At 42.0% G+C, this 26,055-nt stretch carries 20 protein-coding genes; 8 read left to right on the top strand and 12 right to left on the bottom strand.

The features are described from left to right. The first annotated feature begins 164 nt into the window (after positions 1-164). The 3 genes from M2273_RS15565 to M2273_RS15555 are packed head-to-tail and all read left to right on the top strand — an operon-like array spanning position 165 to position 4,197. Positions 165-2,522: a TonB-dependent receptor gene (locus tag M2273_RS15565; RefSeq protein ID WP_429398393.1), complete on the top strand. Its 2,358-nt coding sequence runs from the start codon at positions 165-167 to the stop codon at positions 2,520-2,522. Between the two features lie 2 nt (positions 2,523-2,524). Continuing rightward, on the top strand, positions 2,525-3,976 hold the full coding sequence (locus M2273_RS15560; protein WP_429398391.1) for a PepSY domain-containing protein: 1,452 nt from the start codon (positions 2,525-2,527) through the stop codon (positions 3,974-3,976). 2 nt (positions 3,977-3,978) lie between these two features. Continuing rightward, the gene (locus M2273_RS15555) at positions 3,979-4,197 is read left to right on the top strand and encodes a heavy metal-binding domain-containing protein (RefSeq protein WP_429398389.1); all 219 of its coding nucleotides are present in this window, start codon (positions 3,979-3,981) and stop codon (positions 4,195-4,197) included. A gap of 202 nt (positions 4,198-4,399) precedes the next feature. Here the strand turns inward: M2273_RS15555 and M2273_RS15550 are convergent, their stop codons facing one another. Continuing rightward, positions 4,400-4,756 (bottom strand): hypothetical protein, encoded by a 357-nt coding sequence (locus tag M2273_RS15550; RefSeq protein WP_429398387.1) that lies wholly within the window; start codon positions 4,754-4,756, stop codon positions 4,400-4,402. A gap of 301 nt (positions 4,757-5,057) precedes the next feature. On the opposite strand from M2273_RS15550, the gene M2273_RS15545 reads away from it, so the two are divergent. Both M2273_RS15545 and M2273_RS15540 read left to right on the top strand, forming a co-directional pair. Next, positions 5,058-7,070, top strand: coding sequence for a glycoside hydrolase family 127 protein (locus tag M2273_RS15545; RefSeq protein ID WP_429398385.1), 2,013 nt, complete (start codon positions 5,058-5,060; stop codon positions 7,068-7,070). A gap of 11 nt (positions 7,071-7,081) precedes the next feature. After that, a complete protein-coding gene (locus M2273_RS15540) occupies positions 7,082-9,301 on the top strand; it encodes a putative Ig domain-containing protein (RefSeq protein WP_429398383.1) in 2,220 nt (739 codons plus the stop codon). Positions 9,302-9,447: 146 nt separating this feature from the next. Here the strand turns inward: M2273_RS15540 and M2273_RS15535 are convergent, their stop codons facing one another. From M2273_RS15535 to M2273_RS15490, 10 genes are all read right to left on the bottom strand, one after another. Further along, complete coding sequence (locus M2273_RS15535) at positions 9,448-10,347, bottom strand: hypothetical protein (protein WP_429398381.1); 900 nt, start codon at positions 10,345-10,347, stop codon at positions 9,448-9,450. 148 nt (positions 10,348-10,495) lie between these two features. Continuing rightward, positions 10,496-10,936: a hypothetical protein gene (locus tag M2273_RS15530; protein ID WP_429398379.1), complete on the bottom strand. Its 441-nt coding sequence runs from the start codon at positions 10,934-10,936 to the stop codon at positions 10,496-10,498. A gap of 89 nt (positions 10,937-11,025) precedes the next feature. Continuing rightward, positions 11,026-11,862 (bottom strand): sterol desaturase family protein, encoded by an 837-nt coding sequence (locus tag M2273_RS15525; RefSeq protein ID WP_429398377.1) that lies wholly within the window; start codon positions 11,860-11,862, stop codon positions 11,026-11,028. A gap of 206 nt (positions 11,863-12,068) precedes the next feature. Then, a complete protein-coding gene (locus M2273_RS15520) occupies positions 12,069-13,115 on the bottom strand; it encodes a fatty acid desaturase (RefSeq protein WP_429398375.1) in 1,047 nt (348 codons plus the stop codon). Positions 13,116-13,235: 120 nt separating this feature from the next. Next, positions 13,236-14,240 carry a YncE family protein gene (locus tag M2273_RS15515; protein WP_429398373.1) on the bottom strand — a complete coding sequence of 335 codons (1,005 nt, stop codon included), beginning with the start codon at positions 14,238-14,240 and terminating at the stop codon, positions 13,236-13,238. Between the two features lie 57 nt (positions 14,241-14,297). Next, positions 14,298-17,372 (bottom strand): efflux RND transporter permease subunit, encoded by a 3,075-nt coding sequence (locus M2273_RS15510; protein WP_429398371.1) that lies wholly within the window; start codon positions 17,370-17,372, stop codon positions 14,298-14,300. After that, on the bottom strand, positions 17,372-18,298 hold the full coding sequence (locus M2273_RS15505; protein WP_429398369.1) for an efflux RND transporter periplasmic adaptor subunit: 927 nt from the start codon (positions 18,296-18,298) through the stop codon (positions 17,372-17,374). The genes M2273_RS15510 and M2273_RS15505 overlap by 1 nt, the downstream gene beginning before the upstream one ends. Position 18,299: 1 nt before the next feature. After that, positions 18,300-19,535: a TolC family protein gene (locus M2273_RS15500; RefSeq protein ID WP_429398367.1), complete on the bottom strand. Its 1,236-nt coding sequence runs from the start codon at positions 19,533-19,535 to the stop codon at positions 18,300-18,302. Positions 19,536-19,625: 90 nt separating this feature from the next. Then, entirely contained in the window at positions 19,626-20,873 is a 1,248-nt protein-coding gene (locus M2273_RS15495; protein WP_429398365.1) for a sensor histidine kinase, read from the bottom strand. Next, a complete protein-coding gene (locus tag M2273_RS15490) occupies positions 20,870-21,547 on the bottom strand; it encodes a response regulator transcription factor (protein WP_429398363.1) in 678 nt (225 codons plus the stop codon). The genes M2273_RS15495 and M2273_RS15490 overlap by 4 nt, the downstream gene beginning before the upstream one ends. 174 nt (positions 21,548-21,721) lie before the next feature. Between M2273_RS15490 and M2273_RS15485 the strand changes: the two genes are divergently transcribed. After that, positions 21,722-22,135 (top strand): EamA family transporter, encoded by a 414-nt coding sequence (locus M2273_RS15485; protein WP_429398361.1) that lies wholly within the window; start codon positions 21,722-21,724, stop codon positions 22,133-22,135. A 125-nt stretch (positions 22,136-22,260) separates the two neighbouring features. Continuing rightward, positions 22,261-24,762, top strand: coding sequence for a TonB-dependent receptor domain-containing protein (locus M2273_RS15480; protein WP_429398359.1), 2,502 nt, complete (start codon positions 22,261-22,263; stop codon positions 24,760-24,762). 133 nt (positions 24,763-24,895) lie between these two features. On the opposite strand, the gene M2273_RS15475 is transcribed toward M2273_RS15480, so the two are convergent. Next, complete coding sequence (locus M2273_RS15475; protein ID WP_429398357.1) at positions 24,896-25,525, bottom strand: DUF47 domain-containing protein; 630 nt, start codon at positions 25,523-25,525, stop codon at positions 24,896-24,898. Positions 25,526-25,714: 189 nt separating this feature from the next. Here M2273_RS15475 and M2273_RS15470 point away from each other — a divergent pair, with 189 nt between their 5' ends. Then, positions 25,715-25,954 (top strand): hypothetical protein, encoded by a 240-nt coding sequence (locus tag M2273_RS15470; RefSeq protein WP_429398356.1) that lies wholly within the window; start codon positions 25,715-25,717, stop codon positions 25,952-25,954. Positions 25,955-26,055 lie beyond the last annotated feature (101 nt).

Below are 26,055 nucleotides of genomic sequence, written 5' to 3'. Positions count from 1 at the left end.
TCGAACGAGGTACGAGGAGAGATCTTATACACGATGCATATTAATCGTATAAGATTTCTCGCTACGGTCGAATGACAGTGGTCATCATCAAACCAAAATCCCGGGAAACCCATTCCTATACTAAAATTTTATACCCGGAGCGTATCGCTCCTGATACTTTATACATGAAACTATATCTAATCCTATATATACTTTTTTTATCTCTTTCAACTTCGGTTTTTAGTCAAACCACGCTGCAGGGTACTATAACAGATACCAATACACACGAGGCACTTGTGGGTGCATCAATCTGTAATGCCGATGCAGTAAATGGCACAAAACTGGCTACTACTAATGCAAAGGGGCGTTTTACTATAAATGCGCAAGGCATTACCCGGCTTAAATTTGCCATGGTTGGCTATAATGCGCGCATTATTGAGATCGCCGCCCTAAAAGGGCAAAACCTCGATATCGCTTTAGAACCTTCTACTGTCGACTTACAGCCTGTGGTAGTAACCGCAAGCAGAGAGGGCCAGGCCCGGCAGGATGCGCCCATCGCCATCAGCAAAATAAATTCCACCCAAATAAAAGATACAAAAGCGACGGCATTGTACCAGTTATTAAACAAAGTAGCCGGCGTTTACATGGTTAATTTAGGTAACGAGCAGCACACTATGGCCATCCGTCAGCCTATTACCTATAACGCGCTTTACCTATATATGGAGGATGGCTTACCTATCCGCCCTACGGGCATATTTAATCATAATTCCCTGTATGAGATCAACATGACGGGTGTTAAGGATATCGAGGTGATCAAAGGCCCGGCGTCATCGCTTTATGGCAGTAACTCTATTGGCGGCGCGGTTAACTTTATTACACAAGGTCCGCCGTCGGGTTATGCGGGTAACGTCTCTGTTCAGGGCGATAATTACCACTATCGCCGGGTTGATGCGGATGGTGGCTTTAGTCAGGGTAAGTTTGGCCTGTATGTTGGCGGATACATAGCCCACCAGAAAGACAGCTGGCAAGATTACTCCGATTTTGATAAATACTCGGGCAATTTTAAAACCACTTATGATTTTAATGCCACTACCCGTTTAACCACAGCCGCGGCTTACAATTACCTCAACACACAAACCCCAGGCAGTTTGGATAGCGCCCGTTTTTATGATCGAAGTTATGGGTCAAACCAGCGTTTTACCTACCGTAAAGTAAAATCATTCAGGGCAAGCACCCGGTTAGATCATCAATGGAACGATAAGAATAGCACTTTTGTAACCTTGTTTTTCCGCGATAACTCCACCGCGCAACTGCCTAGCTATTATATATCAGATGTACGGGATAATACAGGGAAATACCTGAGTTCTAGCGGACAGGTTAATGATCAAAAATTCCAAAGCTATGGCTTGCTGGCCCAGCACCGTGTTGATTTTGGTTTTCTGCATTCGCGTTTGATTGCGGGCGCTTATGTGGACGATAGTCCGAGTTCGTATTATGCCCAATACCTTAACATCAGCAAAGATGTACAGAACAACTACTATACAGGATTTACCAATACCGGCAAGTATATTGATGATTACAGGATTAAGTTATTTAACACCGCCGTTTATCTTCAATACGAAATAAAACCTGTTGAGGCCCTGCGCATTGTTGGCGGTTTGCGGTATGACCGGGTGCATTATGATTTTAGCAATGGTTTACCTGCTGGCCAAACCAAGTACAAACAACAGGAAACCAACAACTTTAATATTGTAGCTCCCAAACTGGGTTTAACGTATGATCTGGGCCATAATAAAGGTTTCTACGCCAATTACAGCGTAGGTTTCCAGCCACCAGAAACCGGCGACCTCTACAGCTCCCGTCAATTAACCCCGTTAAAGCAGGCTACTTTTGATAATTACGAAGTAGGCGGCTGGTTTTCGGCATTTGATAAAAAACTGTACTTTGAGTTGAGCCTGTTTGACCTGGAAGGGCATAATGAGATCATTAACCAGTTGCTGCCCGATAATACTACCCAAAATCAAAATGCTGGAGCTACCCGTCACCGGGGTATTGAATATGCTTTAACACTGGCGCCGGTTCATGAATTAACCTTCAGGTTTAGCGGTACCAACGCGAGGCATACCTATGTAGAATATAGCGAGGTTACTACCAATTACAGTACAGGCGCTAATACAGTGATCAGTTATAATGGTAAACGCATGAACAATGCCCCTGCATGGATAGCTAACTCCGAGCTTACCTATAAACCAATGTACCTGCCTGGTTTCAGAATAGCTACCGAGTGGCAGCATATTAACCAATATTATACCAATCCGGCCAATACCAAAACATATAGCGGGTATGATATTTACAACCTGCGTTTAGGGTACGATATCAAAAGCAGCGTGTTAAAGGGGGCGGGCATCTGGTTTAATGTACTTAACTTGACCAACAAATTATATGCTACCACGGTAACCAGTAATCAGTATGGCGATACTTATAACGCCGCGCCGCCGCGTACTTACACTTTAGGCATTAGTTACTCTTTTTCAAAATATTGATTATGGCATCACCAGCAGTAAAAAGTAAATTTTATAAATGGCACCGCGTACTTGGTTTAATAGGCTTGGTACCGGTTATCTTTTGGACGTTGAGCGGCTTGTCGCATCCTTTTATGTCGAACTGGTTCAGGCCAGAGATTGCTAAAGAAGTGTTTAAACCTTTGTCGCAAAACAGAATGAAATCAGCCTTATCTATTCAGCAAGTGATGGATAAGAACAACCTGCAGGAACTACGGAATTTTAATCTGGTAAATTTTAACAAAGGCACATTTTACCAGGTTTTGGGCCGGGATAGCGTGTACAAATATTACTCGGCTACCGATGGGGCATTACTGCCCAATGGCGACATTAGCTATGCAGAATACCTGGCCCGTTTTTTTACACAGGACTCTACATCTACCTTGAAAAGTATGGTATTACAAACCACGTTCGACGGGCAATACCAGCCTATTAACCACCTGCTGCCTGTATGGAAGGTGTCATTTAACCGCCCGGATGGGATGGATGTTTATATAGAAACAGGCCAAAGCCGCATGGGCACTTTTAATAATAATACCCGCAAAGCATTTTTGTGGGTGTTTGAGCAGTTCCACACCTGGCAGTTTTTGGCCGATATTGCCGGCGATACTTTTCGTAATGGATTCTTGTTGGTTATTATGTGCGTTCTGCTGTGCTCGCTGATCAGCGGGTTAACCATATATGGCTTGTTCTGGAAAAAGTTTAAAACCATACAGCAAAACCGTAAAGCCAATGGTACCGAAGACAAACGCTTTATTCATCGTTTTCACCGGCAGATCGGACTTATCGTGTCTTTTGTAATGTTAACATTTGTGATAAGTGGAGCGTTTCATTTATTTGTTAAGCTGTACAATAATGAGCCGGACAAGGCAGATTATGGGCAAGTGATCAGTCGCAAGCAGTTGGGTGTATCGAATTTGACATTGCCTGTGGCCGATAGCGCCATTAAAAAAACAGGCATAGTAAGTTTTTATAACAACACGTATTACCAGGTGGTAGACAACAGAAAGCAGGTTTTATACTTTAACACCCTAACTGGAAAAGAACTGGAACTCGGCGACGAAGATTATGCCCGGTTTTTAAGTTCCTACTATCACACCACCGCATCGGGTTTAAAAACCTATAAAGGCAGGGTTAAGGTAGATGTGATTAAACAGTTTGATGAAGAATATGGGTTTATCAACAAACGCTTGCCGGTTGAGCGTGTGGGTTACCCTAATGGCGATAACTGGTATATAGAAACCACCACATCCAAACTGGCCACCAAGGTCGCCGGTATCGACAGGGCCGAAGGCTTATCCTTCATCTTCCTGCATAAATACTTTGGTATGACCTGGGCTGGTAAAGATATCCGCGATATTGTAAGTATGCTGGCCGCTTTAGGCGTGCTGGTAGTATCCTTGTTTGGCTTTGCCTCCTTTATTAAAAACAAATAATCATGAAAAGATCAATTATAATCCTGGCTTTAGCCATTATATCACTAAGCGCTTTTAACGCATGCAGTGGTAATAACAAGACAGATAAAGCTACAGAAAGTAAACAAAAGAAGGGCAAATATACCTGCACCATGCACCCCGATGTAAGTGCAGATAAACCTGGCGTTTGCCCAAAATGCGGCATGGAACTGGTAGAGCGGGATACTACAGAGGATAAGTAGAAATACTAATGATATAGTCATGCCGAACTTGTTTCGGCATCCCACATGCAGGTTAAATATTATATTGTCCACTTGTCCTGTGGGATGCTGAAACAAGTTCAGCATGACAAAGTGTGTCGGGAGTTTGTTAGACTTACGAAGTTTTTAAAACTTCGTAAGTCTTCTATCTTATCTCTTGATTCTTACTTCTTGTCTCTTTCAACTATTTCTTCCTCAACAGCGTGGTATGCGCTTTTGTACCATTAACCGCAATATCAACGCCAACAGAATCGTCATAGAATTTACCGGTGTGCTCAATCTCCATATTGCCAAGCATAACGGTAAATTTAAAGTCGGTACCGGTTACTTTACCATCGTCAATGGGCAGGTCGCCTTTGGGTGTTTTGGCGGTGCCAGTTAACTTATCGCCATCAACCTTAAAATTATAAAGCAGGGGATACACTTCGCCGGTATCGGTTTTCAGGGTACCTGTCCACATGCCCGAAAAATCGGCAATAGCTGCAAAACTGGCTAAAAAGCAGCAAATTAACAGTGCTGATGTTAAAAATGTTCTTTTCATGAGAGTCGTTTTTTCAATAACTAAAAGTAAGATCCCTATTAAAACTAATCATGAACAGCAGGTTAAGTTTACTGGCTGATATCGGCTTGCTCGTAAACCGGTATCAGAGGCAACGATCTTGAGACTGCACAGATCATCGACTTACAGTTGTATTGCAATAAGCGTGCCTGTTCGGGTGTCCGCTTTTTTGTGAGGGTTGAAGACCCGAACACTCCCGAGCAATTACTGAAAATAATTGTAAAATACACACTTCATATATTTCCGAAAAATGTAACTTTAACACTTCATGCTTTAGCCAATTATGAAAAAGAAGGTCTGTCTATTAATAATAGTATGCTGCAGTTTTGGGGTTTTTGCACAAAAGCAGCAAGATTATCCCATTCAGCCGGTTCCGTTTACCAGTGTAAAACTTACCGACCACTTTTGGACGTCGCGTATTGAAACTAACCGCACGGCAACCATTCCGGCATCATTTGCACGTTGTGTAAGTACCGGTCGGGTAAAAAATTTCGAGATGGCTGCTGCCCGTTCGGGTAAATTTTGCACTACTTATCCTTTTGATGACACCGATATTTATAAAACCATCGAAGGGGCTTCCTATTCTTTAGCCGTTCATCCCGATAAAAAACTGGAACTATACCTTGATTCGCTGATCACTATTGTAGGCAAAGCCCAGGAGCCAGACGGCTATCTGTACACCGCGCGCACTATTGATCCGCTGCACCCGCAAGCCTGGGCTGGCCCGGAGCGCTGGGTTAACGAACAAAATATGAGCCATGAGCTGTATAATTGCGGCCACATGTTTGAGGCCGCGGCGGCGCATTTTATGGCTACCGGCAAACGTAATTTTCTGAACATAGCCCTTAAAAATGCCGACCTGCTGGTACGCACTTTCGGACCCGGCAAAAGACAGGTAGCGCCCGGTCATGAAATTGTGGAAATGGGTTTGGTGCGCCTGTACCGCATCAGTGGTAAAAAGGAGTACCTTGACCTGGCCAAATTTTTTATTGATGCCCGCGGTAAAAAAGATTATAACAAAAAAAGCAAGAACCCATTTGAAAACGGCATTTACTGGCAGGACAACACTCCTGTTGTTAACCAGGATGAAGCCGAGGGGCATGCCGTAAGAGCTATGTACCTGTACTCGGGTATGGCCGATGTAGCTGCCCTTACCGGCGATAAAGAATACCTTGCCGCCATTGATAAGATATGGGATAACATGGTAAGCAAAAAAATATATGTGCAGGGTAGTATAGGTGCCGTTGGCGATGGCGAGCGCTTTGGCGATAATTACGAGTTGCCCAACACCACTGCTTATAATGAAACCTGTGCAGCCATAGGCAATGTGTTTTGGAACCAGCGCATGTTTTTACTGCATGGTGATTCAAAATATATCGACCTATTGGAAAAAACCTTGTATAACGGACTAATATCGGGCGTAGGGCTTGATGGTAAATCATTTTTTTACACCAATGCCATGCAGATCAGGGATAGTTTTACCCATCCCGATATTGAGCGTGAGCGCTCGGGCTGGTTTACCTGTTCGTGTTGCCCTACCAATGTTGTGCGCTTGCTGCCTTCCATTCCGGGTTATATGTATGCGCAAAACGGTAAGGATGTTTATGTGAACCTGTTCATCAGTGGTTCAGGAAATTTTAAGGTAAATAATAAAGAAGTTAAAATTACCCAGCAAAATAATTACCCCTGGGATGGTGCTTTGGCGTTTACTATTGACCCGGCTTCGGCTTTGGATATGAACCTCAGGATCCGCATACCGGGTTGGGCACAGGATAAAGCCATTCCATCTGATCTGTATGCTTATGAAAAAGCATCGGCACAAAAAATTGAGATCAAGGTAAACGGAAAAGCGGTTGATTATCAAATGCAGAATGGCTATGCGGTTATCAGCAAAAAGTGGAAAAAGAACGACCGTGTTGAGCTTAATTTGCCTATGGATGTGCAGAGGGTAGTAGCCAATGATAAACTAAAGGACGATAACGGTAAGATTGCCATACAACGTGGCCCCATCATGTATTGTGCCGAATGGAAGGATAATGCAGGCAAGCCCAGCAGCTTTATTGTTGCTAAAGATGTTGTTTTTACCCCATCGTATAATGCCGATCTGCTAAACGGGGTTACCGTTTTAAAGGCCGAAGTGAAAAGCATCCAGGTTGATGAGGCCGGCCAAAATGTAACTACCACCAACAGTACTTTAACCGCTATTCCATATTATTCGTGGGCCAACCGCGGTAAGGGCGAAATGACCGTTTGGTTCCCTGAACAAGTTAAGTATATTGATATCCTATCTAAATAAATCAACCCTGAATGAGAAAATTATTTGTATTGACCTTGCTGGCTGCCATTTTTTTTAAAGCAACTGCACAGGATGTTCCGCTAAATAAAGGTTGGAAATTAGCCGTAGGCGATTCGGTACAATGGTCGTCGCCAACCTATAACGACCAGCATTGGGCAACTGTAAATGTAACCCAAAGCTGGGAGCAGGAAGGACACCCTGACTATAACGGTTTTGGCTGGTATCGCATCCATGTGGTTATCCCGTCATCGTTAAAAGAAAAAGCGTTTTTAAAGGATAGCCTGCGTATTAACCTGGGCAGTGTTGATGACAACGATGAAGTTTACCTCAACGGCAAGTTGATAGGCAGATTCGGCGGTAAAACCGGCGATATTGTAAAGGGGGCGTTTTATGGCCCGCGTACTTATACTATAGCTGCAAATAATCCTTCTATTTTATGGGATAAGGAAAACGTTTTGGCTGTGCGTATATATGATACTGGTGGTGATGGTGGTATATATGGCACTAACTTTAGCATAGGCATGGCCGATGTGATGGATCATGTAAGTGTTAACACCGAAGCCGATTTTAACTATGGCGAGCGCAACAGCCTGAGTAAATCTATCAAACTGCTTACCACCAATCATTATGATTATAAGGGTAAACTGGCATTCAAGGTTACTGATCCTGAAACTAACGCGGTTTTATACGAGAAAACTAACGACGCTGCATTTACCGGCGGCAAGCCATTTACCTATACATTTGAGATAGCCCGGCTGGAGAAAAAATCATACGCCATTACCTATACTTTTACTGATGAAAAATCGGGTAAAGTACTCACGCAAACCGAAACAACGCCTTACCTATTAACACCATATCCATCGGCAAAGCCAAAAATAAATGGTGCCGATGTTTTTGGCGCGCGGCCGGGTAACCCGTTTTTGTACCTGATACCCGCAACCGGCAAAAAACCGCTGGTGTATAAGGCTCAGGGTTTGCCCGATGGCTTAAAATTGGATGCGGCCACAGGTATCATTACCGGTACCGTAGCCCAGAAAGGCACGTACCCGGTAACATTTACGGTAAGCAATAAACTTGGTAGTAAAACAAAAGAGTTTACTATTGTTATTGGCGATAAAATAGGCTTAACACCTGCCCTGGGCTGGAACAGCTGGAACGCCTGGGGATTAAGCGTTGATGATAAAAAGGTACGCATATCAGCCAAAGCAATGGCCGATAGATTGAGCGCGCACGGTTGGGCCTATATCAATATTGATGATGGCTGGGAAGCAGAGCAGCGTTTGCCCGATGGTAAAATTGCCACGAACAGCAAATTTCCGGATATGAAGGGACTTACCGACTATGTACATGGTTTAGGTTTACGCATGGGGATTTATTCGTCGCCGGGGCCGCGTACTTGCGGTGGCTTTTTAGGCAGTTGGCAGCATGAAGAGCAGGATGCGCAAACTTATGGCGATTGGGGTATTGATTATTTAAAATATGACTGGTGTGCTTATTCGGAAGTTACTTCACCCAACCCTGATTTGCCTGCTTTGAAAAAACCTTACCAGGTAATGCGTGGCGCGTTGGATAAAATAAATCGCGACATCATGTATAGTCTTTGCCAATATGGCTGGGGAAACGTATGGGAGTGGGGCGCCGAAGTTGGCGGTAACAGCTGGCGTACTACCGGCGATATTCAGGATACGTGGCGGAGTTTATCGTCCATTGGCTTTAACCAGGATAAGGCGGCACCTTTTTCGCAGCCCGGTCATTTTAACGATCCCGATATGTTGGTTGTAGGAAAAGTAGGATGGGGGCCAAGCCTGCACAACACCCACCTTACCTATGACGAGCAATACACGCATATCAGTTTGTGGAGCCTGCTGTCGTCGCCATTATTAATAGGTTGCGATATGGGTCACCTGGATAGCTTTACGCTTAGTTTGCTTACCAATGATGAAGTGCTTGCTATTGATCAGGATGCTTTGGGTAAAGGAGCATCCCGGTACATAAAGAATGATAATTATCAGATTTGGGTAAAGGAACTTAAAGATGGTGGCAAAGCCATAGGTTTATTTAACATATCAGATAAATATCAAACCATCAGCCTTGATAAAAACGATCCTGCATTAAAGGGTTTCACCAAATTCAGGGATGTATGGCAACAAAAATATATTATAACAACAGGTAAAACCTTCAGCGCCAAAGTGGCCCCGCATGGGGTTATGCTGGTTAAAGTGTCTGAATAGATTGAGAGGCTGGTGCTGTCATCCTGAGGAATGTGTATGAAGATTTACGAAGTTTTAAAACTTCGTAAATCTAACTATCTCAATGACATGATTTTTTCTGTAATCCTGTTAATCCCTTAATCTGGGGAATCAAGGTTCAAACAACCTTACTCCGGGGTTTCGTAATAATAAATGGGTGCAAATACACCTTCGCTGGTAGTATAATAGCCTTTACCATCAGGTGTAAATCCTATTGCTTCGCCTTGTTTTTCCGCTTTATAGGATAGTTCCTCCGGTTTTCTTATCATGGTGGCCCAAATATGCTCATGAGGCTGGCGGCGCCAGTAGTAAACCTTTTCGTAGCTTTTTAGTAATACCTGTTGCCCGTCTTTTGATATGTCACCAGCGGTTATCCATTTAAACGGCCTGAAACCCGGGAAAAACAGGCTGGCACGTTTAGTCAGAATAAGGGTATCCTTAGCTGCTGCTTTTAGCGGTGCTGTGTAAACATTTACCGTATCACCACGTTTGGTAACAATATAAAACAGTTTCTCTATCGGGTCAACCATCAGGGTTTCCGCGTCTTTGGCGCCATCAGGATATTTTAAATTGATAGGCTCTGCTGTAACGTTGCTCAGGCTGTCAGTAGCCCATGATTTTTGTTCAGGAATACGATAAATAGTAATATAGCTCCACCAACCATTATTATCCCCAATATCACCTATGTAAACATAACTTTTGCCCTTAACAGGGCCTGGGCCTACGGCTATATCTTCGCAATCATGTACGCCTAAAATTCTATGTTCACCTTTAAAATAAATAGTAGTTTTTAATTTACCATTGGGATTTATAGCGAAAAAGCGACTGGTGTCGCCACTGTCGTTGTGTACATAATAAATATCGGGATTGATGGATGATGCAGCTATGCCGGATGTTTCACTCATTTGTTTGCTGCTGAGCGTACCAGATTGCACCGTCTTGTCAAATAGCCTGTGCTTGGCAAAGGCCCCCATAAAAATCAGGGTAATTAACGGTACAATTAATTTTAATTTTTTTGATCTGCTCATCTTATTTGTTGCAAATAATAACGCAAATTAACCAAAATAGTATGAAGATCGCATTAATTAAATGGTTTTATTGTGTTAATGATGAGGGTTTTGACACACTGATTACTTATAAAAACGCTTGATTACCTGGTTAAATATAAGCCTGTTTTCATGCAGATTCAAACGCCAGTAAAAGCGCGTTCTGCTGAAAGATTTCGCCGGGGGTACGATAGTCAGCAAGGTTAAGTTCCTGTACATACCGGCAATTGCAGGTATGTCCGGGAACAATAAAAACAGGCATATCAAAACCTAACTGCTGGTAATAGGGTGGTATAAACGCCTGCACCGGCAGGCTGTTTGCTGTAGCTATAATGGCAGGAGTTAATTTTTTTAAAGGTTTTAGCAAGAGTTTAACTTCACAAACCTTAAAATCGTCATAAAATGGTATCCATCTACTCACATTATCAACAGTAACCAGTATAGCACTTTGTTTGGTGCCTGCAAGGGTGCCAATAGTTATTTCATTATTTAAAAGGCTGTTGATCATCACCTGTTGTCCTATATAACGGCTAAATATAATGAGCTGGTCTGTAACGCAAAGTAAATCCATAATGCTAAAAATATTAGCAATTATAATGAATTTTGTATTGATTTTTATAGCTGTTAATAATTTTTTTAAGGAGGGTTTGAGGGTAGTAATTAAAAAATATCCTGGTTGTGGGGCTTCCGCTCAAACTTCTGGAAAGGGATTTTAACGGCACCTATAAAATTGGCATTTAGCTTTTCGTCCATATGGGTATCAATGCCGAAAACAGTTTCCTCTTTGCTTAATTGCCCATAAGTGCCAAATAGCCTATCCCAAATGCTTAGTACATCGCCATAATTGCAATCGGTATAAGGCAACTGGTAATGATGATGAACATGATGCAGATTAGGGGTAATAAATACCAGGGCTACAATTTTATTAGCTCTTTCGGGCAACCTGAATTCGGTATGGGCAACAATATTTGAAAACGACTGGAAGGTTTGCCGTAAAATTAAAACACCAATGGCGGGGCCGCAAATAAATACCCATAACATCAGGAAGCAAGTTCGTATACAGGTTTCACAGGGGTGTTCCCTTGTAGTGGTTGATACATCAACCTTAAGATCGCTGTGGTGAACCAGGTGAAATTTCCACAATGGTACTGCTTTGTGCATGGTAACATGATAAATATATTCGCAAAGGTCAAGCAAAATAAACAAAGTGATATAATACACCCAGCGGTTATAATGATAGGGGATAAAGGTAATAAGTCCCCAATGATGGGCCGTAACCCATGCTGATATTAAAACAACAAAGGTGGTTAATAATAGCTGTATAGGTAATGCGGTAAAAATAAATAAAGTATTCACAACAGAGTGTTTCCATTTATTTCTGATACTTTCAACTGATGCCATCATTTCGGCAAACCATAGTCCGGTTATAATACCCGCGTATAAAATTACCTGTGTAAGATCTTCGTGATGAGAAAAAAAAGAGCGCAGCTCGGCCATAGTTTAATTAATAGGGAACTAAAGATAGTGTATTTCGTCCCCTTTCCTTAATTCAACTTTAGGTCTTCATCATTTGTTCATTTTCAGCAGGTGCTAAGGGGAACGCGCTTATTTTTTGCCGGGATGTCTGTCTGCGACTATTTAAATGAGGTGAATTTCTGAAGGCGCTTAAAATAAAAAAGGGCTTTTTTAAAAGCCCTTTTTTATTAAATCTTATTTGCTGATACCGTTACCAGTTCAGGCTTTAACTTATCCGTCTTGATCAGGTCCATGTCTGGCCTGGAGATGTCTGTTATGGCAACACGGCCACGGTCTTTACGCAGGATACGGTTAAACAGTGATATTTCACGATCAAACAGAAAACGGAAAAACAATTTGGTCCATGAGGTATGGTAATACAGCGTTTCATAATATTCAGGCGCTGTCTTTTTTATTTCAGGAAGTTTGTTCCATGGGATAGAAGGAAAATCATGGTGTTCATTATGAAAACCCACATTAAATGCTACAAGGTTTAAACCACCATAATAGCTGTAAGTTTCCTGCTCCACGCTGTGGGTAAGGTAATGCTCCTGGATCCAGCGGGCACCCAGCGGGTGCAGGCCAACCGAAAAAGAAAAGCTTAACAGTAAAAAGGCAATTGCCGGCCAGCCCATAAAGTACCATACAGCGGTTGTAAATACAGCCTGCAATACAAAGTTGGTAACTATCCAGCCATCAATTGGATGAATTTCCCTTAGCCTCGATAAGCGGAAAAGTTGGAACACCGGGAAAAATAACAACCATAATGCTTTACCAAAAAATGAATGCCCAATAAGTTTTGCCTCCCATTTGTTGGGCAAATCGGCATCCAGTTCATGTACACCCTGAAAAGAGTGGTGTTTAATGTGATATTTTTCGAATGATATGGCGCTTGGCAATATTTGCGGTAAATTCGCAAACATAGATGCCCAACGGTTGGCATTACGGTTTTTAAACAGTAATTGGTGAGTACACTCATGTATCATTACAAACAAAGCATGATCGGCAAAAGCGCCTAATAAATAAGCTGCGCCAAAAATAAGCCACCATGACTGGTCGCGTAAAAACCAGGCTAAAACTACCTGGAATGCTACCAGGCCAATAATGGCAAATATGGTATTTGGGTTTTTACCTATCAGTTTCCGTAATTGCGGAAACTGTTTTAAAATTTTTTTTGTGCGGATACGATGAGGTTCAGACTCCTGGGAATAAACAAAATCAGTTTTCTTAATCATTATAGTATATAAACGTTAAATATAACAATAACGTCTCGAAAATATCATTTTGTCGTAAAAAATTATCATAAAAGGCAAAACTTCATAAACATTTCACGAATATTTTATATAGAAATGTTCTTATGGTTGCTTGAATACCAGTACTTTAAAGGTATTTGGTATTGCTTTTCTTGTGCCGGGTTCAAACTGTGCCACACTTAAGTAAATTTTGTGAGTCTGGAGATCCAATGCCATGGTTCTGGCCCTGTCTGTTGTTTTTAGCACCTGCACAACGCTGTAGTCATCGGCCGATTTTTGTTTGATAATGGTAGTTGTACCATCGCCACAGGAGCAAAATATCAATTTTGTTTGAGGATCATAAGCCACTGCATCAACTCCGGCGCCTATAGGTAAAGTGGTGATCACCTTTCCGGTGTTAATATCAACTACGCTTACGCCTTTATTTTCGCGGCAAACGGTAAACAACCGCTGGCTGGTAGCATCTAATGCCAGGCCGGTTGGGCCGCCGCAAGGTGCCAGCGGGTAATTTTTGATCACCTTCTGGGATTTGCTGTCAATTACGTTCAGACTACTTTTATCTTCAAGATTATTGTAAATTTTACCTTTACCATCGGTTACAGCAAATTCGGGAGCACCGCCGAGGGCAACCGTACCTACCTGTTTAAGAGTAGCCGGATCAATAACCGATGAATTATTACTTTCGCCATTGAAACTGAAAACACGGTTGGAGTAAGGATCATACATGATTGCATCCGGGCCGTTGGCATCAGTTAGTGGTATGGTGGCAATCACTTTAAGCGTTTTTAAATCAAAGACCACTACGGCGTTTGCTTTGCCATCACTAATAAAACCCCTGTTAAGCTTGTTTACAATAGCAATGCCATGAACCCCCTTCATATTATTAACCATACCAACAGGCTGCTCGGTAGCCAAATCAATAACATGTACCGAAGTACCATGCGATACATATAAACGGCGGTTTACTTTATCAATGGCCAGGTAGTCATAACCACCGTCGCCGGGCAAGGCAATGGTTTTATCGGCTACGTAGGTTTGAGCTTGTGATAACTGCGGGATGATGCTTGTTGTTAGCAACAGTAAGGTAATTAAAATATGCTTTTTCATTTTTGATGGTTTGCTTGTTGCAATGAAATTACCTGTTAAATCTGTAGAAAAGCTGTGTTAACCAAGCTGGTTTTCATTTGATGGGTGCGTAAAACCATGCCGGTACAAAATGCGTAACATAGCGGGCAAAACTATCAATAATAAAGGTAGGGCTGCTAAAAAACCACCTATTACAGCTATGGCCAAAGGTTGGTGCAACTGTGCCCCGGCACCAATGCCTAAGGCCAGGGGCAGCAAAGCAATAATTGCCCCAAGAGCCGTCATAAGTTTTGGTCTTAAGCGAGTGCTAATGGCATAACTGATAGCATCATTAACCGGGTTTTCGAGCGCGTTTTCTTTAAACTGCAGAAAGGTGAATATGGCATTTTCGCCAATGATGCCCACAATCATGATTAAACCGGTATAGCTGCCCACGTTTAGCGGGGTACCGGTAATGAACAGGGCCAATAAACTGCCGCCAATACCTAACACGCCTGTTACCAATATGAGTATGGCTATCCTGAACTGCTTAAACAGAAAAAGTATCACCCCGAAAACCAGTAAACTCGCAGTAATTAATATAATAAGCAGCTCTTTGAATGATTGCTGCTGCTGCGCGTACGCCCCACCATATTCTACATGATAGCCTTGTGGTAAGCTTACGTTTTGCGCAATGGTTTTTTGAATGGCCGGTATAACCGTACCCAGATCGCTGTTTTCGAGCCTGGCACTAACCACATTCATACTTTGCAGGTTTTCCCGGTTTATCTCGGCATCACCTGCCTTTAGTTCAACCGCGGCCAGTTCATTGATGGGAATAAGTTTACCGTTGGGTAAAAATATGTTCAGGCTATTTATACCCGCTACATTTAATGTCCTGTTGCCCGGGTAAACCATACGGATAGGCGATAATTGTTCTTTTTCGAGCATGTTGCCAATTACATTGCCCTCCAAAGCAGTTTGCACCTGTAACTGTAAATTGGCCGGCGTAATATTATACTGTGCCAGTTTGCCGTAATGTGGTTCTATGCTTACCGATGGACCTGCTATGATAATGCCGGGCAATACATCGGCGGTTCCCTTTACCTTTTCAACCAGACCGGCTATTTGTTTTGATAGTATATTTAGTCTTTTAGGATCGTCACCAAAGATCTTGATCTCGATGGGTTCGGCTGAAGTGGTGAGGTCGCCCAGCATATCGGTGATCACCTGTCCAAATTCAATAACCAGGGCGGGTTGGGTGGTTTCAATCTTTTTACGCAGCTCACTGATCACCTCTTCGGTAGTTTTGTCACGGGTCTTTTTTAGTTGTATCAGGTAATCGCCCCGGTTGGGTTCAGTAATAAAAAAGCCCATTTGCGTGCCTGTTCTGCGCGAGTAGGCGGTTACTTCGGGTTGTTTAATGATGATCTTTTCAACCTCGTGCAGCATACGGTCGGTTTCTTCCAGGGACGTGCCTGGAGGCGAATTATAGTCGAGCACAATACTGCCTTCGTCCATTTCGGGTAAAAAACCGGTCTCCAACCGCGACGGGATCAGTACAATTGCCGCGACCAGCATCAGCATAATAATGATAGCCACATATGGCCTAAGAATAAGGAAACTTACCCAACGGTGTTTTTTAACCTGATGTGGTTTTTCGTCCTTAGCCTTTACCGTATTGTTAAACTTAGGTTTAGGGGTTAACAGCACATAAATTACCGGCAGCCCTATCCAGGTCACAAAAAACGAACATACCAGTGTAATGATCATCGTATCGGTAAGCACCTTGAAATAGGCGCCTGCAACCCCGGTCATCAGCACAAAAGGAATAAATATAACAATGGTGCTGATGGACGAACCCACCATAGCCGGGAATAAATAATTAATAGCCTTTTGAACAAGGTGGCGGGTAAGCTCATCAGGATGTTCCTCATGTGTACGATGAATTTGCTCAACCACCACAATGGCATCGTCAATAATTAAACCTATTGACGCGGCTATGGCACCCAATGTCATGATGTTAAAGGTATAGCCCAACGCGTAAAGTACCAGCAGCGTAAGGCATAGCGTAACCGGTATGGTAATTAGTATAGTTACACTGGCCTTAAATGAGCGTAAAAATATAACCGCCACAATAATGGCGAGTAATAAGCCTATCCATAAGCTGTCGCTCACGCTTTTTACCGAGTCGTTCACAAAATCGGCTTGAACGTAGTATGGCTTTATGCTTACACCTGCCGGCAGTATTTTTTGCAGGTCCTTTACCTTTTGTTCCATATCTGTTGATAAGGAAATTAAATTGGCATTTGGCTGTTTTATAACCGCTATTAAAACACCATCGTGCCCGTTGGCGTTGATGCGCGTATATTCAATACCTTCATTTATCTGAATGCCGGCAAAATCTTTTAAGCGTACCACTCTTTTCCTGTTGTTGCTGATCACCAGGTTCTCCAGTTCATCTTTGGCATTAATGGTAGCATCGGTAACGGTTAGGTACAGCATTTTATAATCAGACAGGTAACCAGCTGATTTTACGAAGTTGGTTTGCGCCAGTGTATTGCTGATAATATCGGGCGTTAGGCCCAGCGAGCTCATTTTTTGAGGATCAAGCGTGAGCCAGTATTCTTTTAATTTACCTCCGATAACCCTGATCTCGGACACCCCGTCAACTTGCGATAAAAAAGGTTTTACGGTATAGGTAGCAATTTGGCGCAGTTCAATGGGCGATTTATTATGGCTCTCCAGCGTGTAGCCGCTTACCGGCAGTATGGAGGGGTTCATTTTTTCTACAGATATATTGACATCTGCAGGGAGGTCATTTTTTATCTGGTCGATGCTGGATTGTATGCGCTGCTGGCTCAGGTCAATATCGGCATCCCAATTAAGCAGGGCCGAAATTTCGCAACTGCCACGACTGGTTGTACTGCGCACCAGTTGCAGGTCAGGAACTTGTTTAATGGCGTTTTCGAGCGGTTTGGTAACCGTAACCATCATTTTATTTACCGGCTGCAAACCCTCATCGGCAATGATCTTGATCTTGGGGAAGGTGATCTCAGGGAAAAGTGAGGTTTGTAATTTAGAGTACGCAAATAGCCCGCCCATAATAATTATGGCCAAAACTAAACCCAGCGGTTTACGATGCGATATGGAAAAGCTTTTCCCGTTGGTCATTACTGCACAATTTTAACTTTGGCTGTATCAGCCAATCCATAATTACCGCTTACTACTATCTTGTCGGTTGCCGAGAATTTGGGCGATAAGATCTCCACTCGGTCGCCGCTTTCAATACCTTTGGTAACGGGGGTTTTAACAGCCGTTGTAGGGTTGATGAGTTTCATTACCCAAAACTCTGTTTGAGTTTCGTTGGTCAGGATGGCTGCCTTGGGCAACGACGCGGTACCTGGCCTTTCCGACTTTATGATCCGGGCTTTGGCCACCAAATTTTCGGGGATCAGATTAGTGCTGTTCACCCTGATCACCATACCCTGCGTTTGTGATAAGGTATCAACCGATGGCATTACAGAGCTTACCTTGCCTGTTAGCTTTTCGCCGCCGGGTAACAGTAAGTGTACATCCTGGTTGTTTTGTACATAACGGCGCATTTCATAAGGCAGCTGCATTACAAAGGCAAAGCTTGAGCGGTCGCTTATAACGGCCAGTTGTTCGCCATCCTGTACATAATCGCCTTGTTGGTGGTTTAACTGGGTAATGTAGCCGCTCCCCGGTGCTTTGATACGGTTAACGCCCGAAAATTTAAAGGTAGTATCAAGCACATTGATGCTATTACCTATGCTTTGGGCCTCCTTAGTTTTTATAGTGAAAACAGTTTCGCCCTTGCTTACATAATGCCCAAGCTGGGTATTTACTTTTTGTATGTAGCCATTGGCATTGGCCTTCATGAAGTTCTTTTGAAGAAAAACAGAAGTAGCGCTCAGGTCAACATAATCAATAAGGGTGCTGTCACTTATCGTGGTTACGGTAACCGGTGTTTGCGATGCTACTGCTGCATCCCCCTCATCAGCAGGCTGATCCTTGCTTTTGCATGAAAACAAGAGCATCAACAGGCAGGCAATTATATAGGTACGTTTAGGTTTCATGTTATCGGTTCCAGTAATTTAACTGATTAATGAGCTGTAAATTAGTGATATTGGTTTGCGTTTTCAGGTTTTTGATACTCAGGTAATTGTTAATGGCCAGTACCAGGTCTGCAATACGCAGGTCGCCGGTTTGCAACAGTTTGGTATCAACCTTGATCAGGCTTTCTGAAAATTTCATCTGTTCATCAATCTGCGCCAGCAGGCTTTCGTTGCCGGTAATTTGCTGATTTAGCTGCGCTATTTGCTGGCGATATTGGGTATCAAAAAAGGCCTTATAACTTTTGCGGGTATCTTCTTCGAGCGATAGTTTGTGGTATTGAATTTTCCGTTGGCCGCCATCATATATGGGCAGGGTAAAGCTAAAGCCTACACTTACACCAAAGTTTTTATAAGGCTGGCTCATAAAATCAGAATTATAACCGCCATCGGCCAGCAGGTTTATTTTAGGTTTGTAGGCAAAATCAACCAGGCTGCGGCTGTTTACCAATTTAAGACTATCCGTTTTATACTGACTGAAAAATATGCTGTTGCTTGCATCGGGGGTATAGGTTTTTTGAATGCCCGGCTCCTGCAGTTCTATGTAGCTGGTATCGGCAATGCCTGTTAAATAATTTAAAGTGGCATAGTCGTTTTTGTATTGCATACGTGATTGTAACAACTGCAATTGCTGCTGTTTTAGGGTTACCAAAAAGGTAAGGTAATCGCTTTGGCGATAAACATTGGTACGGGTAAGTTTTTTAAGCAGGTCTTCTTCCTGGCTAAGCAGGGTTACAATTTCCTGGTTAAATTTTAATTGCAGCAAGCTGCCGTAAGCGCTAATATATTGCGCGGTAACAGCTTTTTTCAGGTCCTGTTCAGATATTTTGGCGGTATTATTTACTGATTGAGATAGCAAAGTAATGGCATCAACCTGCGCGGCTATATTCTTTTTGCTATCCAAAGATTGATTTATACCTAACAAAGCATTAAGTGTATGCTCATTAGTAATAGCTGCGGCATAACCATAGCCATTTTTAACAGGCGCGTAAAGGCCGGTGCTGTTGGCGCTTACCTGTGGTTTATAGCCCGCTTTGACGCGTAAGCTGTCTAACTGATTGGAAGCTACCTGGTTTTTGAGGTCTTTAAGCAGCGGACTGTTATTTTTGGCCAGTTCAAGATAATGATCAAGCGTGTAGGTTTGTGCACCGGCAACAGTATAGGTAAGTGTGAATAGTATAAGACCGAAAAACCACTTCATTAACTGATATATAAATATATAAATGCTATTTAAACATAGCGAAACTATAGTGTAATTCTGAATTAATTTGGGATAGCTATCGTAACAAATTTAAAAGATAACAGTGAAGGTGTGGTAGGGTGCATGAAATTGGTACTTCAGAGAGAAGTTAAAATTTTCACAGATCTGCTTGCTGATGGTAAGCCCCAGCCCGCTGCCCTCAGATCCGGACGATTTATGGAAACGTGTAAATATTTGTTCTTCGTGCAAAGGGGCATCATCTCCAGAGTTTTTGATGATCAGGCTATCGGCAGTTAACTTAATAATAATATGGCCACCCGGATAGTTATGCCTTACCGCATTAATGATGAGATTGTTCAGCAAAATCTCTATCAGGTACTGGCTGGCAACGATCTCCTTATCTGCCAGATTGGTAGTAACCGTTATTTGTTTATCCAGAAAAATATCCTCCAGCTGCATCAGCATTTCCTCCAACAGTTGGCGTAAATTGATGTTTTGCTGATCGGTCATCAGCTTGTTTTCAATTTTAACCAGCAGCAACAATGATTGGTTGAGCCTGCTTAACCTTGATACCGCGCTGTACAGATCGTTAAGCAGCTTGCTTTGCCTGTCGCTAAAATTTTCGGTTTGTATCAGGGTATCCAATTTAGAATTAATGACCGCGATAGGTGTAAGTAATTCATGTGATGCATTTTCGGTAAACGCCTTCAGATCCTTATAATCATGTTTGGCCTTTGCCGACATGGCTGTTGCAGCCTGGTTTAACTCCTTAAACTCCTCAATATTGGTAGTGGTTTGGGCAATTTCCTTGTTATCGGCTATGTTAAATAGTTTCAGCTCTTTTAAAATAGCATAAAAAGGTTGCCATAACCGGTTTAAAATTAAGCGGTTGGCAACCAGCAGTACCAGCAGCAAAAACAAAATAACACCAATGGTAATACCAAAGATGATCTGGATCAGGTCCTCTGTTTCTACTTTTGATTCAACAATAAGTATTTTATAATATTTGCCATTAACCGTAACAGAGCTGATTAATCCACGGCCCGATTCATACTCGTTTTTATCTTTGCGATATTTGGTATTAATGAATTCGCGTCTGATGGAGTTAGGAGAGGCCTCTGTAAAGCTGATCTGCTGATCTTTGGAATCGAACACCTGGGGCAGCCTGTTATTTAATTTTACATAATCAAAAACCTCATCTTCCTCAACCTTTAGTGCTTTATCATTCTGATCATTTAATATCCAACTGATGGCCTGGTAATAAATAATGCCGGTTATCAGCATTACAACAATAGTGGTAATAATATTTACACGGTTATATAAGGTGAGCAGTTTCATTGATCAGTAAATTTATAACCCATACCATAGGCTGCCTGTATATAATCGCTCCCACCGGCCTCCATTAATTTTTTGCGGATGTTTTTAATATGAGAATAAATAAAGTCGAAATTATTGGCCAGATCGATGCCATCCCCCCATAAATGTTCGGCAATGGCGTTTTTAGAAATCACCTTGCCTTTATTGGCAATAAAATAAATAAGCAGATCAAACTCTTTGCGGGTAAATTTAACGGGTTTATCATGCACCTTTACCGTTTTGGCCTGCAGATCAATATTGAGTTCGTTAAATATCAGCAGGTTGCTGCCATTATACATTTTACGCCGGATGATGGCCGATACCCTTGCTTTTAACTCAGATAGATGAAAAGGCTTTACGAGATAATCATCGGCACCCAGGTCAAGGCCCTGCAGGCGGTCGTCCAGTGAGTTTTTGGCCGATATGATGAGCACACCATCGTTATAATTATTTTCCTTTAATTTTTTAAGTATGCTGATGCCATTGCCGCCGGGTAGGGTAATATCCAGCAGGATACAATCATAACGGTACAACTCAACTTTGGCCAAAGCGGCAGGGTAGCTGGCTGCAGTTTCGCAAATGTTGCCGGCTTCGGTAAAGTACTCTTCTATACTTTCGCGCAGGCCCTCTTCGTCTTCAATGATCAGTAACTTCATTACGTTGCAGGTTTTACGTTGGATATCTTCAACTCGTCAAAAGTAAAGGCGCAATTTGTACACATTCTGTATTTCCTCAGATTTACTACAGAATATGGAAGCAAATTAGCATTTAAATTGTTGAACATTAAATTAGAATGTCCAACATATAATGTTAAATGTAAAACAAAAAGCATGTGGTGGATATACGCTTTACTATCGGCATTGTTTGCCGCACTTACCGCAATATTTGCCAAGATAGGCATAAAAGGGGTTGATACCGATCTGGCAACCGCCATCCGTACCGTAGTGATATTGATACTGGCCTGGGCCATCGTATTATTTAAAGGCAGCAACCAGGGCATAAGTGGTTTAACCAAAATGAACTGGACATTCCTATTGCTTTCGGGCTGTGCAACCGGCCTTTCATGGATCTGTTATTTTAGGGCCCTGCAACTGGGCGAGGTATCACAAGTAGCACCGGTTGACAAATTAAGTGTTGCCATAGCCATTGCGCTGTCCGTTGTATTTTTAGGCGAGCCACTTACATTAAAAACGGCATCGGGCGCTTTATTGATCATCGCAGGTACTTTAGTGCTCATTTTTTAGTGTTTTGTAACAAGTATATATACATACAGTTAACCTTACTGTAACAAATACACAACAATTGATAAAATTCAATTTTTATCCAATCTTTCTTATCAAATTCGCGGCTTAATCACCAATTTATTGTAATGAAGGCCCTTTTTGTATCGTTTTTGTTAGTTATTTTTTATGTTAATGTTCAAGCCCAGGTTAACCCTGCCGCCAAAGGTAAAATAAGCGGTAAAGTTACCGATGCTACTAACAAACAACCGGTTGATTATGCAACTATATCTGTTTACAAACAGGGTAATGCATCGCCATTTAATGGTATCAGTACGGATACTAAAGGGAATTTTACGGTAGATCGTATACCTGCCGGCGAGTACAAAATTACAGCCGACTTTTTAGGGTATCAACGTGCTACTATTGAACACGTAATTGTTAAGGATGGCGGCAATGTATCTGTAGGCGAAATAAAACTGGCACCTGTGCCGCGTCAGTTGCAGGGTGTAACCATAACCGCCAAAACCCCTACGGTTGAAAACAGGATAGATAAGATGGTGTACAATCCGCAAAACGACCTGAGCGCGCAGGGCGGTGTAGCTATTGATATATTAAAAAAAGTACCGCAAATAACAGTTGATATTGATGGTAACGTGGAGTTGCAGGGTAATGCCAACATCCGCTTTTTAATAAACGGGAAACCGTCAAGTATTTTTGGAGCCAGCCTGGCCGATGCGCTGCAGAGCATACCCGCCAGCCAGATAAAAAGTATTGAAGTAATTACCAGTCCTGGTGCAAAGTATGATGCTGCCGGTACAGGAGGTATAGTAAACATTATATTAAAAGACAGCAGGGTTGAAGGTGTTAATGGCAGCGTTAACTTATCGGCTGGTACCCGCCGCGAAAACGGATCATTTAACCTGAATGTACGCAAAGGTAATTTTGGGGTGAACGCTTTTTTTAGCGGTAATGCCCAGCTCAACAGCAACTCGCCCAATAGCCGTACCCGTACCTCAACTGATTCATTAAAAAACATGACTACGCTGTTGCAGCAAGGCAGCAACAACTTTACCCGCAACGGGTACCAATCGGGCTTAAACTTTACCTGGAATATAACCAAACATGATGATTTGAACGCGTCTGTTGGGTTTAATCATTTTGGCAACCATAGCACGGGTGTTAGCAACGAGGATACGCGGGTAGTTGATGCAGCAGGTAATTTCGTGTCAGATCTTGCAGATATCCGTAATTCGAGAAGTAAATTTAACGGTACCTCAACTGATGTGAGCGTTGGTTACAAAAAAACATTTGATAAAGAAGGCCAGGAGCTTGACGTATTGTATACCGAAAGCTTTGGTAATAACAGCTTCAGCTCCTTTCAGCAAACAGATTTTTTAGCCGGAAACAGGCCATCAACAGGTATATCAAATAATAATCCGGGCAAGGATAGGGAAACCAATATTTCGGTTGATTACACCCATCCGGTAAGTAAAAATTTTACTATTGAAACGGGCGCCAAGCTTGATTTTAATCACATCAATAATAATGTTGTTACTGATACTTTATTGAACGGTGGATTTGTGCCTAATACAAACCAAACCTATGGCTTTACTTATGACAGTAAAATATATGCCTATTACCTTTCTGCCTCCACATCGCTGTTTCATGATTTTCTGGATATAAAGGCAGGTTTAAGGGATGAGTACACTACTATCAAAGCCGATTTTCAGGGTGCTAATATCCCTGATTATAATATTTTGGTACCGTCGTTGGTATTTTCACATAAAATTGGCGATAGCCAGTCTATTAAAATTAGTTACACCCGCCGTATACAACGACCTGATTATGGCGCCCTGAACCCGTTTTTAAACATCAGCGACCCACGTAACATCAGCACCGGTAACCCTAATTTAAAACCTGAAAAGGGCGATAATTTTGAACTGGGCTACAATAAGTCATTTGATAAGGGAGCTAACATTAATATAGCCGCGTTTTACCGTTACAATACGGATGATATACAACAGTTTACCACCTTTTTTCCGGAGCTGGATGTAAACGGCATCACTTATAATAACGTGTCATTAAATCAATGGTATAACTTAGGTTCGCAGATACGTACAGGTATCAATTTATATGCATCAGTACCGGTAACAAGTAAACTGAGCCTGCGTACCAACATGATATTTTCTGACAGGATTAGCAGAAATCCTGGTTTTGCAAGCGTAAGCGGTTTTACTTATCGTTTAAACCTAAACGCGCAATACAATTTTGGGCATGACCTGAGCGCAGAGTTTTTTGGCAACTATAACTCATCGCAAAAAGGCATACAGGGTGTTAATCCTAAATTCGTATTCTATAATTTTGCCGTGCGTAAAATGATCCTCAATAAAAAGTTCAGTTTCGGACTTACAGCAGCTAATCCCTTCGCCAATTTTGTTGGCCAGCGTTCAACAACCTTTGGCAGCGGCTTTAGCACAGTTAATATAAGGCAGGTTCCCGTACGCTCATTTGGTATAAGCCTGAGCTACAAATTTGGCAAGCTTGAATTTAAGAAAGAAAACAAAGAAAGGGACGAGGAGAATATGAATACCCCGGATGCTCCACCCGAAAAAGAAAGCGATAAGAAGGACGATAAGGGCAAACATTAATAGATTTTAGCGTCATGCTGAACTTGTTTCAGCATCCCATAGGCAGGTGGACCAACTGGTTACATAAATGGTCCCGAATTTATTTCGGGACCATTTATTTTAATCTATGCTGATAACATTGACTTAACAGTCATTAACCATTTTTGATCAGGATACTTTCAATAATCAGTGTTGCATCCTCGCAACTATCGGTAGCGGTTTCCATCGCCATAAAAACATCAGTATACTTAATAAGCTGTATAGCATCCGTTTCGTTAGCCAGTAAATCGGCAAAAGCTTCGTTATAAACGGTATCTGCCTGAAATTCCAGTTTTTTAATATTGTTGCAAAGCTCAAAAATATGTGCTGAGTTACCTAGGTTACTCATGGCAATAATAGCCTTTTGAAGCTCCATGCTTGTTTGAAATATCAAATTTGCCAGGTTGATGATTGGCGGCGTTATTTCAGGAACATCATACAGGTGTATCCTGCGCGATGCCATGGCTATGCTATCGGCAACATCATCAACTGCAGCGGCCAGGTCGCACATATCTTTACGCTGAAATGGTGATACCAATGATTTGCCCGACTCTGAAAATACCTGGTGAGTAAGTTCGTAGCTTTTTATTTTTAACTTATCAATATGAGTGAAATTGTACTTTTGCTCGTAAAGATCGGCCGAGTTCACTGCGATATTTAGTAACGTAGCCATTTCGGCAACATTGGCCGCAGCTTTGTTAAACAAATCATAAAAAATCTTATTTGAATTGGGGAATATCGACATAAAGCTAAACTTTTATGATCTTGTTTTAAATGGTAGAAAATTAAAACTCTGTATGTTAATTGATTAACCTACTTAAGTCACAAATTATATTGCGGTTAAATGTAGATATTAATTTGTTGTTAAAGGTCACGTAATTGTTAACGTAGTGTTAATTTAATATTATTAATTTGTTGGTGTATCTTTACAGCCATGCCGAAACACAGTTTGCCTACTTATGCCATTGTTGAATTATTGATAAGGTTATCGCGATATAATTATTTAATAGGCGACTATAAAAACCATAGTGTATTTGATACCGGCGTTATGGTTAAAACATCAGGTGGCAGCATCAGCTTTCCGGTAGCCATTATCGTACAACAATTTGAAAATCCCACAGCCATTACCGAAAGTGAGCTGGCCAGGATGGCATTACTTTTCAGGCAGGGTTAATAAACACCCAATTTAAGCGGTGAGCTTATAAATACTATGTAACATTTTGGCCCTGATAAAACAATATGCCCATCATGTTGATTATATTTATACAAGTTCAT

The organism is Mucilaginibacter lappiensis (genome assembly GCF_050433765.1).
In the GTDB taxonomy this organism is placed as follows: Bacteria; Bacteroidota; Bacteroidia; order Sphingobacteriales; family Sphingobacteriaceae; genus Mucilaginibacter; species Mucilaginibacter lappiensis_A.
This window is presented reverse-complemented; position numbering and strand designations above follow the sequence as displayed.